Below are 14638 nucleotides of genomic sequence, written 5' to 3'. Positions count from 1 at the left end.
CTCGGCCAATCCGGCCGACTTCTGGCCACCGTATGCCTAACTCGGCACTTTTTCCACGCGACTCGCCCGATTTCCCCTGGCGGAGTGTCGGATTTCGTTGCGTGGCTGCTATTCGATGGCCTCAGGACGGGAGTGTAGTAGTAGTCGGCTTCCAGGGTTCCCTTGAGGCCTCAAAAGACCCGATCTCGGCCTCGTGGCGCAGTGTGAGAGCGATGTCGTCGAGCCCTTCCAACAGCCGCCAACGGGTGTAGTCGTCGATCTGGAAAGGAGCGGTGAAGTCCTTGGCCCGCACCGTCTTGTCCCGCAGATCGACGGTCACCTCGGTGCCCGGTTCGTTCTCCAGGAGCTTCCACAGCACCTCCACGTCCGCCTGCTCGCACTGGGCCGCCAGCAGCCCCTGCTTGCCCGCGTTGCCACGGAAGATGTCGGCGAACCGGGACGAGACGACCACCCGGAACCCGTAGTCGGACAAGGCCCAGACGGCGTGCTCCCGGGAGGACCCGGTGCCGAAGTCCGGCCCGGCCACCAGGACGCTGCCCGCCCGGAAGGGTTCCAGGTTGAGCACGAACTGGTCGTCCTGACGCCAGGCCGAGAACAGACCGTCCTCGAAACCCGTCCGGCTCACCCGCTTGAGGTACACGGCGGGGATGATCTGGTCGGTGTCCACGTTGGACCGCCGCAGCGGCACCCCGACGCCGGTGTGGGTGGTGAAGGCTTCCATCGTCGTTTGCCCCTTTCAGGCCAGGTCATCGGGAGAGGACAGGGTGCCGCGGACGGCCGTGGCGGCCGCGACGAGCGGGGAGACCAGGTGGGTCCGGCCGCCCTTGCCCTGCCGTCCCTCGAAGTTGCGGTTCGATGTGGACGCGCTCCGCTCACCGGGCTTGAGCTGGTCCGGGTTCATGCCGAGGCACATGGAGCAACCCGCCTGCCGCCACTCGGCGCCCGCTGCCAGGAACACCTGGTGCAGACCCTCCGACTCGGCGGCCGCTCGCACCCGCATCGAGCCGGGCACGACGAGCATCCGCACCCCGTCGGCGACCTTGCGGCCCCGCAACACCTCCGCGGCCGCGCGCAGGTCCTCGATCCGGCCGTTGGTGCACGAGCCGAGGAACACCGTGTCGACGTGGATGTCGCGCAGCGGCGTGCCCGGCGCCAGGTCCATGTACGTGAGCGCCTTCTCGGCGGCGCTGCGCTCGTTCTCGTCGCCGATCGTCTCCGGGTCGGGCACCCGCTCGGACAACGGGAGACCCTGGCCCGGGTTGGTGCCCCATGTCACGTACGGCGTCAGCGCGCTCGCGTCGATGCGCACCTCGGCGTCGAACTCGGCGTCGTCGTCGGTGCGCAGCGCCAGCCACGCCGCCACCGCCTTGTCCCACAGATCGCCGGCCGGGGCGTGCGGACGCCCCTTCAGGTAGGCGAACGTGGTCTCGTCCGGCGCGATCATCCCGGCACGGGCGCCCGCCTCGATGGACATGTTGCAGATGGTCATCCGCGCTTCCATCGACAGCTTCTCGATCGCCGCGCCGCGGTACTCGAGCACGTAGCCCTGCCCGCCGCCGGTGCCGATCTTCGCGATGACCGCGAGGATGACGTCCTTGGCCGTCACGCCCGGGCGCAGTTCCCCGTCCACAGTGATCGCCATCGTCTTGAAGGGCCGCAACGGCAGCGTCTGGGTGGCCAGCACGTGCTCGACCTCGGACGTGCCGATGCCGAACGCCAGCGCGCCGAACGCGCCGTGCGTCGAGGTGTGGCTGTCGCCGCACACCACCGTCGTCCCGGGCTGCGTCAGACCCAGCTGCGGGCCGACGACGTGCACGATGCCCTGCTCCGCGTCACCCATGGGGTGCAGCCGGACGCCGAACTCCGCGCAGTTGGCACGGAGCGTGTCGACCTGCGTGCGGGACACGGGGTCCGCGATCGGCAGCTCGATGTCGACCGTCGGGACGTTGTGGTCCTCCGTGGCGATGGTGAGATCGGGCCTGCGCACGGGACGACCGGCGAGGCGCAGACCGTCGAACGCCTGCGGGCTCGTCACCTCGTGAATGAGGTGGAGGTCGATGTACAGCAGATCCGGCTCGGCACCGGTCCCCCGCCGAACGACGTGTTGCTCCCATACCTTCTCGGCAAGCGTCTTTCCCATGCCTTCTCACCCATCGACTTCGGAAGTTGGGTTCCCACGATCTGAAACACTGGACATCCCATATAGCGGGAACTTAATATCGAGACGTGGGACAGCATAGCGGCATCGGTGTACTGGACAAGGCAATGGCGGTCCTGCAGGCGGTCGCCAAGGAGCCTTGTGGCCTGGCCGAACTCTGCACGCGCACCGGACTCCCCCGCGCCACCGCCCACCGCCTCGCGGTGGGCCTTGAGGTGCATCGCTTGCTGCGCAGGGGAAGCGACGGACGGTGGCGGCCGGGCGCCGCGCTCGCCGAACTGGCGGGCGGCGCGGTCGACCCGTTGCTGGACGCGGCGAGCAGCGTGCTGCCCCGGCTGCGGGACCGCACGGGCGAGAGCGTGCAGCTCTACCGGCGTGACGGAGTCCACCGCATCTGCATCTCCACGGCGGAGCCGCCGAGTGGCCTGCGCGACACCGTTCCGGTCGGCGCGCGCCTCCCGATGACCGCCGGCTCGGGCGCGAAGGTCCTTGCGGCGTGGACGGACCCGGCCACCCAGCGGACGTTGCTCGCGGACGCGGTGTTCGGCGAGCGCGCGCTGCTGGAGGTGCGCAGGCGCGGCTGGGCGCAGAGCGTGGCCGAGCGGGAGCCAGGCGTGGCAAGCGTGTCCGCGCCCGTGCGGGACGCGTCGGGTCAGGTCGTGGCCGCGGTGTCGGTGTCCGGCCCCATCGACCGGATGGGCAGGCGTCCCGGCGCACGCTGGGCGGCGGACCTCCTCGCCGCGGCGGACGCGCTCCAGAACCGGCTCTAGATCGTCCACAGTGATCATTCCCAGTGGACGCGTCGGTGCGCGACCACTCGGACACCCGGCGTTAGCGCGTACTTGTCCTCGCCGGACGGGCTGATCTCGGGGAGGGCGCATTCCGATTCTTGCGTGTTGAGATTTGGCGAGGATGGGTCTGCCTGCCCTCCCGTCGACCTCCCTCCGGGCTATCACACCGCGTCAAGGAGCCGGCGTTTCGGGCGCGGGGTGCTTTTTGTTGGCCCCTTGACCCGGTGTGATCGGGCTTCGCCAGGTCGACGGGAGGGCAGGCAGGCCGTCTTTGTGGGCTTCCGCCCGGCTTGAACCCAAGACGCTTTCGGGACACTCAACGTCCCATAAGCGGCTTTCGCGGCGCTCAAACCCGGATCCGCCGAATGATCAAGCTCGGCCATGCACAAAGCGGCCCGCTACGCGGGCCGGGCGCGCAGCGCCCGGGGCGGTGCCGCGAAATGCGCGTTCGCGGCATGCGGGTTGCCGCGAACGGCGCGTTACCGGCGCCCGGTGCCGGGAAAGCGCCTTTCGCAGCACGGCACCCAGCGGATGCACACCCGAGGCCCGCGAAGCGGGCCGACCAGGCCGCCCTTGTCGCAGCCGGGAACAACCAGGTTGACCCACCGGTTGTTCCGGGCTCACGTCCCGACAGCGACTTTCCCGGCGCTGGGCGCCGTGCCGCTGACCTTGAAAACGCGAATAATTGTCCGCCCAGTGCGTAACCTCAAGCCCCACCCGTTCCCGGGGGCCACCCGCCATGCCAGTCTACCGGTCGGGGGTGACAGAAAAGCCGGTTCGGGTGGGGGCTGTGGACAACTCACCTACCTGTGGACAACCGCCGCGCGTAGGCCGGTGCGTGCTCGGGCAGGAAGCCGCGTCCCACGACGTATGCGGGGATGCGCCGCAGCTTCGGGAACCGGGTCATCAACCGCACCGGCAGTGGCAGTTTCGACGCGCGCGCGATCTCGATGTCGCCCGCCAGCGCGGGGCGCAGCACCTTCGCGTGCAGGAACCGTTGCCCGGCCTGCGTGATGATCGTCGGCAGCAGCCTGCGCCGTTGCACCTTCGCGAGGTCGCGCGTGGTGACGGTGCGGCTCACGAGCGGCGGCGCCAGCAGTCGCGCCGCGGCGACCGCGTCCTGGACCGCGAGGTTGATGCCGACGCCGCCGACCGGTGACATCGCGTGTGCCGCGTCACCGATGCACAGCAGGCCTTCGGTGTACCAGCGGCTCAGCCGGTCGACGCGGACGTCGAGAAGTTTCACGTCGTCCCACGAGGGCACCGAGTCCACCCGGTCGGACAGCCACGGCACCACCTCCGCGATGCCCGCGACCATCTCCGACACCGGTCGCTTCCGCTGCTCCGGGTCCGAGCCCTTCCCGATCAGCACCGCGGTCTGCCAGTAGTCGTTGCGGTCCAACATGATCACCGCGCGCCGCCTGCTCATCACGCCCACCACGCCCGCCGGGTCGCTGTCGTGCCGCGGCAGGCGGAACCACCAGACGTCCATCGGTGTCGGGTAGTCGCGCACCCTCAGACCCGTTGCGGCACGCAGCACCGAGTGCCGTCCGTCCGCCGCGATCGTCAGGTCCGCGAGGATCCGGCCGGTCTCGCCCGCCGCCGTGCGGTACTCGACGCCGACCACGCGGCCGTGGTCGCGCACCACGTCGACCGCCTCGGTCTCCGTCCGCAGCGTGAACGTCCGCTCCTGTTTCGCGGCGTCCGCCAACAGGTCCAGCAGGTCCCACTGCGGCACCATCGCGATGTAGTTGTGCCTGCCGGGCAACTGGGTGAAGTCCCCGAACGGCACCATCCCCCGCGGCGTCGGCAACTGCGCGCGTTCGAGCCTGCTCTGCGGCAGCTTCGCGAACGCCTCCCCCAGCCCCAGTTCGTCGAGCAGGTCCAGCGTCGTCGGATGCACGGTGTCGCCGCGGAAGTCACGCAGGAAGTCCGCGTGCTTCTCCAGCACCGTGACCGCGACGCCGGCACGCGCGAGCAACAGCCCCAGCACCATCCCGGCGGGACCGCCACCGACGACCAGACACGTGGTCCGTTCCATGACCCCTCCAGCCAAATTCACCTCTTGTTGAATAACTTCAGGATGCACCCGGCGGGAACCGACGTCAAGGTGAAGTCGCCGTTACGGCGGGGATCGCGCACGTGTCGTTTCTGACAGCCCGGTAACACCACGCTGATGAAAAGCGATACAGCTTAATCGTCTCTGGCTCACAAGCGGCTGACTTAATCGAGTCAGAATCCACACAATCACCTCGTTAGCCGAATCGAAGGGTGCCCCGGGCGGCCTAACCTCTGCTGATGACCTTTGGGCTCGTGCCGTTTCCTGCTGCCTCCGACCGCAACGCGACCGGACTGGCGGCCGGGCACGAGCCACCGCGGATCCAGGCGGTGTGCCTCGACATCGACGACACCCTGGTCGACTTCACGAGCTCCGCCCGGCGCGCGCTCTTCGACCTCATCGGCCGCGACGACATGTGGCCGAGGTGGCAGCGCACCACCGACGAACACGTCGCCAGGGTCGTCTCGGGCGAACTGTCCTACGACGCCATGCACCGAGCGCGGACGAAGGCGTTCTTCGCCGACCTCGGCGCCCTCCTCGACGACGACCTGGTCGCCACCCTCGAGGAACGGCGGCGCACCCAGCTGCACACCACCTGGCAGCTGTTCGCCGACGCCGTCCCCTGCCTCGACTGGCTGCGCGCCGCGGGCTTCAAGCTCGCCGCCGTCACCAACGCCTCCGGCCACCACCAGCGCGCCAAACTCGCCGGCCTGGGCATCGCCCGCTTCTTCGACACCCTGGTCATCGCGGGCGAACTGGGCGCCGCGAAGCCCGACCCGGTGATTTTCCACACGGCCTGCGCGCGGATGGGCGTCCGCCCCGCCGAGACCGTCCACGTCGGTGACCTCCTGGAGACCGACGCCATCGGCGCGCGGGACGCCGGCCTCCACGGCGTGTGGCTGTCCCGCTCGTGCGGCCACCCGTCGACCGAGCCGGGCGTCCAGACCATCGAGACCCTCGCCGACCTGCCGGAACTGCTGGTCAGCGAGTACCGGACGCCGGACGTGACCGCCGCGGCCGGGGCCGATTTCCGGTGCCGGGAGGGCGTGGTCTAACATCTTCTCCGGTGCTGATCGAGCGGCCGCGAGGCCGCTGGCGACCAGCAGCGTTGGGGTATGGTGTAATTGGCAGCACGACTGATTCTGGTTCAGTTAGTCTAGGTTCGAGTCCTGGTACCCCAGCAGAGAGAACTGAAATCGCGTCTGATACAGTTCCCTCTAGTTCAAGGCCCCGTCGTCTAGCGGCCTAGGACGCCGCCCTCTCAAGGCGGTAGCGCGGGTTCAAATCCCGTCGGGGCTACATTTGACTGCAGCGCGTTGACCCAGGTCGACGCGCTGCAGTCGTCTTTGCGACATCTCCGATGTGCCCAGGAAGGGCTTACGGGGAATGCCTCATGGATTCCTCGCGCGGGGATATCGAGAAGCTGAAAAGCGGCTCACTTCGGTCAAAGTTTATGTGGGCGAAGACAAACTCTTTACGGAAGCCGCCTTCCGGTCCTCAGGGAGCGTCGCTCGCGGTCAGCCCTGCGACGGCGCGGTCGTGGTCCCCTGGCAGGCCGACCGCCTCGGACAGCGCCAGCGCGCGGCCGTAGTGGTCGGTGGCCCGCGCGCGGTCGCCCAGGGCGAGGTGTGCGCCGCCGAGGCAGTTGTGGAGCACGCACTGGTGGGAACGCTCGTTGATCGCCTCGGCGCGATGCAGAGCGTCCCGGAAGGTGCTGATCGCCTCGGTGTGGCGGCCCTGGGCCGTGGCGAGAACGCCGAGACCGCGCAGTGCGGTGATCTCGGAGTACCGCAGTCCGACCGCCCGGCTCAGCGCCAGCGACTCCGCCAGGTAGGTCGCCGCCTCGTCGTGGTCTCCGAGCGTGCACCGCACGATGCCCAGCTCGCCGAGCACGATGGCCTCGCCATAGCGGCGGCCGCTGCGTCGGGTCAGCTCGAGTGCGTCCTCCAGCAACTCGGCCGCGACCTCGAGATGGCCGAGTCTGGCAACGGAAAGCCCGAACGCGTACAGCGCGTACGCCTCGCCGCCGTGGTGCCCGGTCGATCGGTACAGCTCCCGCGCCCGCCGGTGCAGGGGCATCGCCGTCCGGTGGTTTCCCCGGGACCGGTGCAGGAGTCCGAGGTTGTTCAACGCGGTGGCGAGCTGCGCCGGTTCGAGCACCTCCCGCAACTCGATCGCCCGCTCGTAAGCGGCCTGCGCGTCGACCAGACGGCCTGCCCGGTAGTAAGCGAAGCCGATGCCGACGCTGGTGACCGCCTCGGCCCTGCGGTCACCGGCCGCCCGCGCCACCGCCAGTGCGTGGCTGTGGGTGTTGAGCCAGTCGTCGTAGTGGGAGTGCAGGTAGAAGAAGTCGCGGACGAGGTGCGGGAGCTGCCAGCTGTGCCGGCCGGTGGCGCTCAGCACGACGTGCACCAGGTTCGGCCGCTCGACCGCGAGCCAGCGTTCGGCCACCCCCTCGGCGGACAGCGCGGGCATGGCGGGCACCGGGTCGACGGCCGGCTCGATCCGCTGCTCGGTCGGCTCCACGGTCCGCATCGCCGCCGCCGCGGTGGCCAGGTAGTAGTCCCGGAGGCGGCCGATGGCGGCGGCTCGTTCCGGGGCGGGCTCCTCGTCGGTGCCGGTCGCCATCGCGAACCGACGGACCAGGTCGTGGAACCGGTAGCGGCCGGTGACCCGTTGCACCAACAGGTTGGCGTCGAGGAGGTTCTCCAGCGCCGCCTCGGCCTCGGCGACGGGCAGGTCGCACAGAGCGGCGGCCGCGTAGCGGTCGAAGTCGGTACCGGGATTCAGGCCGAGCAGGCGGAAGACCCGGCGGTCGTGCTCGGCCACGTCCCGATAGGACAGCGCGAACGCCGACGCGACGCCACGATCGTCGGTGGACAGCTCGCCGAGCCCGCGCTCCTCGGAGCGCAGCCGCGACACCAGGTCCTGAATGGTCCATGAGGGACGATGCACCAGCCGTGCCGCGGCGATCCGCACGGCGAGCGGCAGGTGGCCGCACAACTCCACGACGTCGGCTACCGCCACGGGTTCGCGCGTCGCCCGGTCGCCGACCACCGAGGTGAAGAGCCGCACGGCCTCGGCCGGACGCAACGTGTCCAGGTCGAGCGCGGTCGTCACCTCCAGCCCGACCAGCCTGCGCCGGCTCGTCACGAGGACGAGCGTGCCGGGCGCACCGGGCAGCAGCGCCCGAACCTGCTCCGCGGACACCGCGTCGTCGAGGACGAGCAGCAGGTCCAAACCCGCGGTCGTGGTTCGCCAACGAGTGGCGCGCATCGCCGCGCCGTCGGGAATCTCCTGCGCGGGCACACCGACCATCCGCAGCAGGTCGCCGAGCGCGGTGACGGTGTCGAGCGGGGTGCCGCGAGGATTGTGGCCCTGCAGGTCCAGATACAGCCGGCCGCCGGGAAACCGGTTCGCGACGCGGTGCGCGGCGTGAACGGCGAGCGTCGTCTTGCCGACACCCGGCATGCCGCTGATCGCGCAGATCGCGACGCCCTGCCGGTCGGCGGCGATCTCGGCGACGTCGACGACCGCCGCCACGTCCGCCGCCCGGCCGACGAAGTCCCGCATGGCGTAGGGCAGGGAGCACGGGGCGGCGGTGGCCAAACCCGTCGGCGGCGCCTCGTCGCGGAGCACCGCCTGGTGGATCCGGTGCAGCTCGGCGCTGGGGTCGATGCCGAGCTCCGTCGCGAGCACCGCGCGCAGGCGATGGAACCGGTCCAGCGCGTCGGCTCTGCGGCCGGCTCCGTGCAGCGCTCGCATCAGCAGACCCGTCACCCGCTCGACGAGCGGATACCGTTCCACGAGCTCGGCCAGCTCCCCCACCAGCTCGGCGCACCCACCGTGCGCGACGGCCAGGTCGAGCCGCTCCAGCGTCACCGACAGCAGTTCGTCCCGCAGCTGGTCCCGTGCGGTCGCGGCCCACGGCGAGTCCAATCGCGACAGCGGTTCCCCGCGCCACAGTCCGCACGCCTGCTCCAGCAGAGCGAGCCGCCGTCCCGCGGTGACGACGTTGCGCGCCGTCTCGACCAGCGCGCGGAAGCGGTGCAGGTCGACGTCCGCCGGATCGACCTCGAGCACGTAGCCCCCGTCGCGCCGACGGATGCGCGCGTCGCCCTCCCGGCCCAGCACGCGCCGCAGCCGGGAGACGTAGGGATAGACGGCTTCGTGATCGCCGGCAGGGCGGTGTCCCCACACGCGCTCGACGATCCGGTCCGCCGGCACCACCTGGTTCGCGTCCACCAGTAGGCACGTCAACACGTTCTGCTGGCGCGGCGGCCCCACCGGGACCAGCACGCTTCCCGTGCGCACCTCCAGGTCGCCGAGCAGACCGAACGACAGCGCCACCCCACGTACCCCCTGACCGGTCGCGTACGCGGACCGACCGCCCGGCCGGCCCGTCTGGAGCCAGATGCGCGTGCCATCGCACCAAAGTCACACCGCGTTGGGAAGCACATTCGGGTACGGCCGAAACACCGTGGTCAGCGGCGACGCGGGGACGCTCCTCTCCGGAAGCCCAACCGCCACAGCCCGAACGCGATCGTGACCATGGCGATCTCGGCGAGCAGCCGGATCACGCCGCTGTCGTGCGGCAGGTGGTCCAGCCCGGGAGTTCGCGCTGCCAACTCCGTCTCGACCCCCAGCAACCACGGCGCCATGGCGGCGGCGAGAACACCGGCTCCGAGCAGGATCAGCACCGGGCGCGGTACCCGCCGTGCGGCCAGCGCGGCCACCGGCGCCACGACCAGCACCACCGTCAGGACGACCAGCAGCACCACACCGGCGCCACCCGCGGACCACAGCCACTGGCTCTCCAGTTCAGCCTCCTCGCCGCGGGGAACCGCCGGGCGGGCCCATGGCACCACCACCGCGACCAGTCCGAGCACGACCCCCGCGAGCACCTGCTGCCGCGCGTCGCGGACCGCACTCAGCGCCACCGTCGAGACCACGGCCAGCACACCGAGCGCGAGAACGGCACGTTCCGCGCCAGGAGCGCTGAAGACGAGCCACACCGGCTGGCCGAGGCCGGCACGCGCACGCAACACCGCCTCGACGGCCTCGGCCCTCGCCTGGACGGCTCGCCCGGACGCGACGACGAAGGCAGCCGCCGACAACGCGCAGGCACCGAGCGCGAACGCCGCGACGACGGTCCGCGCCCGGCCGGGCAGCAGCGCCGCCACCACCGCCAGTGCCCCTGCGACGACGAGTGCCGCCGGGAGGACCGCGGGAAACCCGCCCAGATCGGCAAGGGTCACCTCGGTCTCGTCCACCCGGCCCTGCCGTGGCGCCATGACGTTGCTGTAGACCCACGAGCCGGTCGCGGTCGCGACCGCGAGGACGAGGCCCGCGACACCGGCGAGCAGCAGGCCCCAGCGATCGACGAGACGGTCGGACGTCCGGCCGCGCAGGACCGTGCCAGGCCGCAGCAGAGCGACCGACGGCGCAGGCACGACCAGCGCGAGCCTGCCCTGGTCCAGCTGAGAGTGCACCGCGAGAACCGGTACCGCCGCGGACTTTCCGGCACGCAACGTCGTTCCCGCGTCCGGCGTGCCGGACAGCACGACGCCCGTGGCGATCGCGACCGCCTGCCCGGGTTGGTGGGTCAGGCTGTCCACGCGGAAGCGGACTGTGGGCATGGGTGAACCTCTTCCCTGGGGCAACACGAGCCGTCAGACCACCCGGACGTACTCGCCGGTGGCGGAGTCCCGGAAGTACACGGCTTCCAGCTCGCCGGGGTCGCCCGCGATGACGACCGTGCGCACCCCCGGAGCGGAGCCGTCCGGAGCGTCCACGACCCAGCTGCGGTACGCGGGCCCGGCCGGCAGGACTCCCTCGGAGTTGTCGAAGGTCGCGCCGTCGCCGCGGAAGACGGTCTGGCCCTGTATGGCCCGGTTGATCGCGTCCGCGAGCGCCTCGGCCAGTCCCGGCTGCCGGATCGGAAGCCGGGATGCCGACACGGTGCACGCCAACGGAGACCGCGGGGTGCGCTCGCACAGTGGCTCTCGGAGGTCGTCCGCCAGCGCCGTCGCCGTCGACTCGTCGACGCCGAACGCCAGCCCACGCATCCGTGCGACCCACGCGTCCGGCACCGGCACCGGAGGGCTCGGCTGGGCCGGCTTGAGCAGGAATCTCGTCAGCTCAGCGGATGTCGCGAAGCACTCGACGTGCAGTCGTTCCCCCGGCCGCGCCCGGGGCAGCGTCGTCTGGCAGCTCGCCAGCTCGGTGAACCTCAGCTGGGGATCCACACCGGTCGGAGGCGGGTCGAGCACCGCGCCGGCCTTGTCCTCGCCGTAGAAGCTCGCCCGGACGGTGCCGCCGGTGACCCGCATGTCACTCGGCGCCAGGCCGGTGCCCCGGATGGTCGCGCCGGTGCCGAACTCCACCTGGACGGCCAGGTCGATCCGGGCACCGAGTCGCAGTGCGTAGGCGTTCCCCAGACCACCCGCGCTCGCCGCCATCGCCGCCCGCAGCGCTTCCGAGTCCCGCTGCCCGAGGTAGTCGACGTCGAGCGCCAGCGAGGTCGCCGACCCGGCCCGGTGGTCGATCCGCACCACGCGATGGGGTCGCGCGACGGATACGTGTACCGTCCCGCGGTCCGTCCGCACGCGCACCGCGGGCTGCCCGCGAACGTCCTCTCGCGACCCGGCGAGGTCCTCCCGCGCCCGCTGCGCACGCACCTGCGTGTGGAGCCACGGTCCCAGCTCGGCCTGCGCGAGCGTGTGGAGCTGGTCGACCCCGAGGAAGTCCGGCTCGACCTCTCCCCAGTGCCCGTCGAGCAGCGGAGCGGTCTCCGCCGACATTCCGGTGGCCCGCCAGAACGGCGGAGCCGCGCGGAGGAACAGCCGGTCCGCCGCACCGAGGAGCTCGGCGCGATGCCCCCCGACTGCCACGGTGCCCGACACGACGCCAGGCGCCAACACCGTGACATCCACCTGCGCCCGCTCACCGTCGCGAGTCAGCGAACCGCGGTAGCGCAGGGCGGGCGCCACCGACAGTCCGTTGCCGATCTCCAGCAGTTCGGCGGACAGCCGGACGGGAAGCGCGACGGGATCCCGCACCACGGTCGAGCACCCGACCACGGCGACCGCGGCGACGGCCGCCGCAAGCCCCCGTACTACGACCACCGCGCCCATCCTGGCCACTCCCCTGCCGAGCCGACATCCGAGCATCGAGGATGCCAACGGGGCCTTGCCGAAACCTTGTGGCGGTCCGCCGCGGCCTCGGTGGGACACAACGTTTCCAGGGCAGGCGCAGGCGAACCGGCGCTTGCTGGTCACGTGGCGGGGCGCATGACCTGGCCGATGTCGAACGGCTCGTCGTCCGCCCCGGCCGGTTTCGGCGGGCGCGGCTCACCGGCCGGTGGCCGCCCCTCGAACCGGGCCGCGACCTCGTCCGCGAGTGCGTCCCCCTGACCGAACCGGGCGACGAGCGCGGTACGCACCTCCGCCGCGGTCGCCGCCCGCGCCCGCGCGATGCACGCCATGATGTCCCGGCTGGTCCGCGCGGCCCGACGCGATCGCACCGCCTCGGACAACGTCAGGCTCACCACCCGGCCGCCGGCGTCCACCTCGACCCGCACCGACTCGTCCGCCGACGACGCCGACACCCGCACCTCCGCCAGCGTTTCGAGTGCCGTCGTGAGTCGGTCGAGCCGCTCGTCGAGCCGGCCGGTGACCTCCGCGCGCCGGTTCATCCGTCGGTCCGCGGGATGTCGAGCTCGTGGACCGACTTCACGAGCGGGTCGATGTCGACGCAGAGGGTGTCCAGTGCCTCCGCGAGGTGCCAGCCAGTCTCGAACACGTCCTTCACCGCCTCGAACAGCCCTTTGATCTGGGCGAGGACGTCTCGTGGTGCCTTGGCGAGCTCCGCGAGGTAGTCGGCGTACGTCTGCAACCCGCGTTTGTAGAGGCCGACACCCGAGGCGATCTCGATGGCGAGGTCGATGACCACCTCGATGCCGTCGGCGATCTCCTCGGCGTCCCGGTCCAGCGTCCTGCCCATGCGCACGAGCAACGAGCCCGCCTCGCGCAGGGTGTCGCGGTGGCTGTCGACGACGTCCGACGCCACCGTGATGTGCCGGTCGAAGCCGTCGGCCGCCGCGCCCGACCAGAACGAGGTGGTGAGCTGGTCGCCGCCGGTCCTGAGATCGGCCCCGACGTCCCCGACCGCGTCGGCCTTCTGCGAGAAGTACTTGCCCGTGGCCTCGATCAACCACCACGGCCCGATCAGCGGGATCACGAAGGACTTGAGCATGCTGAAGCCGGTGAGGCTCTGGACGAACGTGTCGAGCCACCCGGACAACGACAGCGACAGCTTCTTGAGCCGCTCCTCAGCGTCGTCCCGGGTGCCGATCGTGGCGCCGCGGTTGGTGATGTCGACGTGTTCGAGGTGGCTCAGCGGGTCGTGCCTCGGCTGGCGCCACGCCGGACGCCGGGTGTGCTGGGTGGTTGGGCGTGGCCCGTACTGGGACGGGTTCGCGCCCGTAGGTCCGGCATCCGAGACGTGGATCTGCGCCAGGCGGTGCTCGTTCGCCTCCTCCTGCTGGTCGTACCGGAGCGCGACGTCGTCCAGAGCGGAACTCGTACGCCGCATGCCGTCGGCGAGCCGGGTGAAGGCGCCGAACTCGGCTTCGCACAACCTGGTGTAGTCGTCGAGGAACAGCAGCATGGCACCGACCATCGGCGCGCACGGCTCACCGGGGCTGAACACGCCGAGCACCCGCTCCGGCGTCCTGCCGTGCTCCCCGATCCGGAAGTAGTGGACGTCGGCGTGCATGTCGAGTTGGTCGGCGAACGTCCGCAACGCCTCGGTGTCAACGTCGTACTGATCGGTCGGGGATGTCATCGCGGTTCCTCGGTCGTCGACAGCTGGCGAGCCGACGATAGGAGCGCGACCTTGCGGAAACCTTGCCCGCCGTCTCGGGGAACCGGGTCAGTCGCCTGCCGTACGTCCAGGCGCGTAGCGGACCGAGAGGCGCGCCAACGCCACCGCGGCGACCAGTAGCCCGAAGTCCCGCAGGGCGACGTCGTAGAACCCCGGAATGGTCAGCAGGTTGACGATGATCCCCGCGAGCCATCCGGCGACCAGCCAGCCGCCGAACCGGGGCGCCAGAGCCACCGCCACGCCGGCCAGCACCTCCACCACGCCGACCGCGTACATGGCCTGCTGCGCGGTGCCGGGCACGATGTCGTCGATCCACGACGCCAGGTAGCCCGGCCAGTCCACGAGCAGGTTCGCGAACTTGTCCAGTCCGAAGAGGATCGGGGCCACGGTGAACACGGTCCGCAGCGCCAGGAACGCCTGGTAGCCGGGGTCGGCCAGGTGTGCGCGATCGATCAGGTGGTGGCGCGAACTCCTCGATGCATCGGTTGCCATGACAGCTCTCCTTCTAAAACCAGTGATAGTTAACGGTAGAACGCGGCCATGGTTTCGTCAATAGATGTGAGTTTTAGAGCGGAGGAGGTCGACCCGTCGATCGCGGGTACGCGGCTCCGTCCTATCGGGACCGCCCACGCGGACGCCTTCCGGCGGGATGCGGCGGAAAGGTCCAATCAGGAGTTACTGAGGCCGGAAACCCGTTCATCCCCTACACTTCCGCCCAGAGGCCGTCGAAACCGATTGGCCGAC

At 70.7% G+C, this 14638-nt stretch carries 11 protein-coding genes and 2 tRNA genes; 4 read left to right on the top strand and 9 right to left on the bottom strand.

Annotated elements, in window-relative coordinates:
• Window positions 1-121: 121 nt before the first annotated feature.
• Window positions 122-721 (bottom strand): 3-isopropylmalate dehydratase small subunit, encoded by a 600-nt coding sequence (gene leuD, locus ACIBVP_RS45390; RefSeq protein ID WP_396112772.1) that lies wholly within the window; start codon window positions 719-721, stop codon window positions 122-124.
• 15 nt (window positions 722-736) lie between these two features.
• A complete protein-coding gene (gene leuC / locus ACIBVP_RS45385; RefSeq protein ID WP_396112771.1) occupies window positions 737-2140 on the bottom strand; it encodes a 3-isopropylmalate dehydratase large subunit in 1404 nt (467 codons plus the stop codon).
• A gap of 86 nt (window positions 2141-2226) precedes the next feature.
• Here leuC and ACIBVP_RS45380 point away from each other — a divergent pair, with 86 nt between their 5' ends.
• A complete protein-coding gene (locus ACIBVP_RS45380; RefSeq protein WP_396112770.1) occupies window positions 2227-2928 on the top strand; it encodes an IclR family transcriptional regulator in 702 nt (233 codons plus the stop codon).
• A gap of 820 nt (window positions 2929-3748) precedes the next feature.
• Here ACIBVP_RS45380 and ACIBVP_RS45375 read toward each other — a convergent pair.
• Window positions 3749-4990: an FAD-dependent oxidoreductase gene (locus ACIBVP_RS45375; protein ID WP_396112769.1), complete on the bottom strand. Its 1242-nt coding sequence runs from the start codon at window positions 4988-4990 to the stop codon at window positions 3749-3751.
• 257 nt (window positions 4991-5247) lie between these two features.
• Between ACIBVP_RS45375 and ACIBVP_RS45370 the strand changes: the two genes are divergently transcribed.
• From ACIBVP_RS45370 to ACIBVP_RS45360, 3 genes are all read left to right on the top strand, one after another.
• On the top strand, window positions 5248-6063 hold the full coding sequence (locus ACIBVP_RS45370) for an HAD family hydrolase (RefSeq protein WP_396112768.1): 816 nt from the start codon (window positions 5248-5250) through the stop codon (window positions 6061-6063).
• A 54-nt stretch (window positions 6064-6117) separates the two neighbouring features.
• Window positions 6118-6189, top strand: a tRNA-Gln gene (locus ACIBVP_RS45365).
• 45 nt (window positions 6190-6234) lie between these two features.
• Window positions 6235-6307: transfer RNA gene (locus tag ACIBVP_RS45360), tRNA-Glu, on the top strand.
• 198 nt (window positions 6308-6505) lie between these two features.
• On the opposite strand, the gene ACIBVP_RS45355 is transcribed toward ACIBVP_RS45360, so the two are convergent.
• The 6 genes from ACIBVP_RS45355 to ACIBVP_RS45330 form a co-directional block, all read right to left on the bottom strand.
• On the bottom strand, window positions 6506-9358 hold the full coding sequence (locus ACIBVP_RS45355) for a BTAD domain-containing putative transcriptional regulator (protein ID WP_396112767.1): 2853 nt from the start codon (window positions 9356-9358) through the stop codon (window positions 6506-6508).
• 134 nt (window positions 9359-9492) lie between these two features.
• Window positions 9493-10647: a hypothetical protein gene (locus ACIBVP_RS45350; protein WP_396112766.1), complete on the bottom strand. Its 1155-nt coding sequence runs from the start codon at window positions 10645-10647 to the stop codon at window positions 9493-9495.
• 33 nt (window positions 10648-10680) lie between these two features.
• Window positions 10681-12135, bottom strand: coding sequence for a hypothetical protein (locus tag ACIBVP_RS45345; protein WP_396112765.1), 1455 nt, complete (start codon window positions 12133-12135; stop codon window positions 10681-10683).
• A gap of 149 nt (window positions 12136-12284) precedes the next feature.
• On the bottom strand, window positions 12285-12704 hold the full coding sequence (locus ACIBVP_RS45340) for a YbaB/EbfC family nucleoid-associated protein (RefSeq protein WP_396112764.1): 420 nt from the start codon (window positions 12702-12704) through the stop codon (window positions 12285-12287).
• Window positions 12701-13855 carry a WXG100 family type VII secretion target gene (locus tag ACIBVP_RS45335; protein WP_396112763.1) on the bottom strand — a complete coding sequence of 385 codons (1155 nt, stop codon included), beginning with the start codon at window positions 13853-13855 and terminating at the stop codon, window positions 12701-12703. Before ACIBVP_RS45335 ends, ACIBVP_RS45340 begins: the two co-directional genes overlap by 4 nt.
• 87 nt (window positions 13856-13942) lie before the next feature.
• Window positions 13943-14386: a hypothetical protein gene (locus tag ACIBVP_RS45330; RefSeq protein ID WP_396112762.1), complete on the bottom strand. Its 444-nt coding sequence runs from the start codon at window positions 14384-14386 to the stop codon at window positions 13943-13945.
• Window positions 14387-14638 lie beyond the last annotated feature (252 nt).

This window comes from Actinophytocola sp. NPDC049390, from assembly GCF_044466355.1.
Lineage (GTDB): Bacteria > Actinomycetota > Actinomycetes > Mycobacteriales > Pseudonocardiaceae > Actinophytocola.
The sequence above is the reverse complement of the archived record's forward strand: the minus strand, read 5'-3'. Positions and strand labels throughout refer to the sequence as shown.

Coding starts and splice junctions, on each gene's coding strand:
- ACIBVP_RS45340 (WP_396112764.1), bottom strand. CDS start 12,704: ATGAACCGGCGCGCGGAGGTCACCGGCCGGCTCGACGAGCGGCTCGAC.
- ACIBVP_RS45375 (WP_396112769.1), bottom strand. CDS start 4,990: ATGGAACGGACCACGTGTCTGGTCGTCGGTGGCGGTCCCGCCGGGATG.
- ACIBVP_RS45335 (WP_396112763.1), bottom strand. CDS start 13,855: ATGACATCCCCGACCGATCAGTACGACGTTGACACCGAGGCGTTGCGG.
- leuD (WP_396112772.1), bottom strand. CDS start 721: ATGGAAGCCTTCACCACCCACACCGGCGTCGGGGTGCCGCTGCGGCGG.
- ACIBVP_RS45350 (WP_396112766.1), bottom strand. CDS start 10,647: ATGCCCACAGTCCGCTTCCGCGTGGACAGCCTGACCCACCAACCCGGG.
- leuC (WP_396112771.1), bottom strand. CDS start 2,140: ATGGGAAAGACGCTTGCCGAGAAGGTATGGGAGCAACACGTCGTTCGG.
- ACIBVP_RS45330 (WP_396112762.1), bottom strand. CDS start 14,386: ATGGCAACCGATGCATCGAGGAGTTCGCGCCACCACCTGATCGATCGC.
- ACIBVP_RS45370 (WP_396112768.1), top strand. CDS start 5,248: ATGACCTTTGGGCTCGTGCCGTTTCCTGCTGCCTCCGACCGCAACGCG.